The organism is Streptomyces marokkonensis, from assembly GCF_039539045.1.
Lineage (GTDB): Bacteria > Actinomycetota > Actinomycetes > Streptomycetales > Streptomycetaceae > Streptomyces > Streptomyces marokkonensis.
In genome coordinates, this window is sequence record NZ_BAABCQ010000331.1 from 1 (window position 1) to 3,006 (window position 3,006).

The 3,006-nt window shown below is 70.1% G+C and carries 1 protein-coding gene; it reads left to right on the plus strand.

Translation table 11 applies throughout. The features are described 5' to 3' along the window. Positions 1 to 1,346 precede the first annotated feature (1,346 nt). The coding region (locus ABEA26_RS35575; protein WP_345598158.1) for a DnaB-like helicase C-terminal domain-containing protein at positions 1,347 to 3,006 on the plus strand (1,660 nt) is incomplete at its 3' end.

A 3,006-nucleotide genomic window follows, 5' to 3' on the forward strand; every position in this document is an offset into this window, starting at 1 on the left:
GTCGGCTAGACTGGGGGGCAACGTTACATTTTTAGCGGCGCGGTCGTTTCGCAGAGGCGGCCGCTGCCGAGCCGACTGCCCGACCTTCCCCTTGCGATCCGCTTGCCACTTGCTCTTGGAGTCCCCGGGTGTCCTCCTCACGTTCATCCCGCACCGCCGGTGAGGCGTCTTCCGGCGCTGCCGTGCCGGGCAACCCCGCCCACGCCGCTCCGCCTGCAGCCTCACAGGAGCCGTCGGACCAGGCTCCGCGCTGGGCGGGCAACTGGCCATTGAGTTTTCCCACGCCTCCCACACCATCCTCAGCGGCCAAGACAGCCTCCGAAGACGCTAGCCGCCGACACGGCGATGACAGTCAACCCGAGTCAACTGAGGGCCCGTTGTCCGAGCGGGGAACAACCTCCGCCGCCCCTGACGCGGAAACACCACACGCCCTGACGCGCACCGGCCCGGCGACGCTGCACGAGGCCCGCAGCACACTCAAGCAGCTGATCAACGTCGCCATCCAAGGGCACCCCACACCCCTGACGCGTGGCCCGCACCATGCACTGCTCACCACGCCCGCCCACGCAACCGAACTGGGCTGGGACCTCACCCAAGCCCCCACCCACAGCTTCGTGGACGCCCGCAAAAAGCTGGGGGATCTGATCCAGTACGGCGCCGAGGGCCACCCTCAGGTGCTGTGCCGCCACAAGACCCCCGTCGCCGTCCTGCTTGGCGCAGCCGCGGACGGCACCCCCACCCCGCCCGCACTTCAAGCCGAGCCAGCACCCGACACAGCGGCTCCGGCTGCAGCAGCAGCCCCGGACTCCGCCACAACACCCCCGCAAGCAGTCCAGACCCCCCTCCCGACCACAACAGCCGAAGCCGAAGTCGAGGCCGCGAAAGACCTCGCGCCCGCACCGACCACTCCTCCTGCCGAAGCGGCCGCTGCACCCACTACGCCCTCGGAACCACAGCCGGAACCGACACCAGCAGCCCAGGACACGCCTGCACCTGCCAGTACCCCCGCCTCACGCGGCACCACCCCAGCCACACCGGCCCCGTCGGCCACCCCCACCGGCTCCCCGGCCGCTCCCACCCCCGCACCCAGCCCCCCGACACTCCAGCACCCACTCACACCACCGGCCGCCCTCCCCGCACCCCCCTCGGCCCCGCCCGAGCCGGGCCCGCCGGCCCCCACTCCCGCGACGCCCGGGACCAGCCACGAGACCGTCATCCCGGCCAGTGGCCCACCAACTATCACTGCGCCACGCACCCCGCGACGCCTGGCCGCACTCGCGCAAGCCCTCGGCACCGTCCTTCCCACCACCGCCCCCACCGGTGAAACCGCCACACTCACACCCCTGATGGGCCTGCCGACCGGCATCCGCACCCTGGACGACGCCCTCGGCGGCCTCCAGCCCGGCCGCTTCTATCTCGTCGCCGCCGCCCCAGGAGCCGGATCCAGCCTGATCGCCACCGCCGCCGCACGCACCAGCGCCCTCGACCAGCACCAACCCGTCCTGTACGCCGCCTGCGGACTCACCCGCGCCGACATCGCCGCACGCATCGTCGCCGCACACCTGCCCGTCGACTACCGCCGCCTGCGAGCTGGCCGCCTCACACCCACCGAGCAGGACGACACCGCAGCCCTCCACCACCACCTGGCCCAAGCCCCGCTGTACATCGACGACGGCACCGACCTGACCACCGACGCGATCGCCGAGAGCGTCCCGGACCTGCCCGGCTTGGCCCTCATCGTGGTCGACCGCCTCCAGGCCACCGAGGACCCCCGACTGCCGCTGTCCGGCCCGGCCCAGATCACCGACGCCGCCCAGGCCCTCGCTCACCTCGCCCGTACCCACGAGCTCCCCGTCGTCGCTGCCGTAGACAGCGACGATCCCCGCCTGATCGCCGAGCTCAGCCTCGACATCACCATCACGTTGACCCGCGACGCCGACCAGATCCACGCGACCATCACCGAACGCGACCTCGGCCCGCAGGCCGCCCTCACTCTCCACGCCGACCTTGCCCACGCCCGCATCACAGACCCGGCCATCCCCTACGCCAGCCCCACCCCTCCAGCGCAGCCACAAGCCGCGAACCTGCACACCCCCGGACACACCCCGCAGGCGCCTCTCCAAGCCCCCACACCCACCGAGCCCGCCCAGGCAGCCCACACCGACGCCCCACGCAGGTCATCGCACCGCCGCACCGCCGCTCCACCTCCGCCCGGCGGCTACGCCAACCGGGACTACAGCTACTTCACCGGCATGATCACCCGCGCCGTCGACGAAGCCCTCCACGAGCACGACGGTGACATCACCGTCGCAACCGAAGCCCTGGTGAAAAAGGCCGTACCGAACGCAATGGCCCTGTTCGAGGCAACCCGCGTCGGCGGAAATTACGAACACACCGTCTACCCGGAAACCCTTGAATTCCTCCGGAAGAAAACCAAGGACGGCGCCGACGAAATCTGGGAAGGCCGCCACAACTGGACCAACACCCACCTCATGGACGCCCTCCAAAACGGCACCCACCCCCCGATCACCGTCAACGCCCTCGATACCAACGCCAGCTTCCTGTCCGCCTTCAAGACCCACCTGCCCATCGGCGCCCTGATCCACGACCCCAACGGCGGCTTCGACCCCAAGCGCTCCGGCATCTACCGCCTCCCCACCCGCCCCACCTGGCACCACCCCGACCTGCCCGACCCGATCGGCAACCGCCGAGAAGACGGCCCCGTCCTCCTCGACGACGCCACCATTCGCCTCCTCATCCGCTGCGCCCGCCTCGGCCTGTGCGAGGCCCCGCGCATCACCGAGCGCTGGACCTCCGGCACCAGCGAAGGCCTCCTGGAAAAATTCCGCCGTGTCCTAACCGAGGCCCGCACCAATGCCATCGAAGCCGACGACACGGTGACCGTCGAATACATCAAAGCCATGTATTCAAAATTCACCTCCACCATCGGAGAATCAAGCGTCAACCGCGACATCCGCCGACCCGACTGGATGCACATCATCCGCT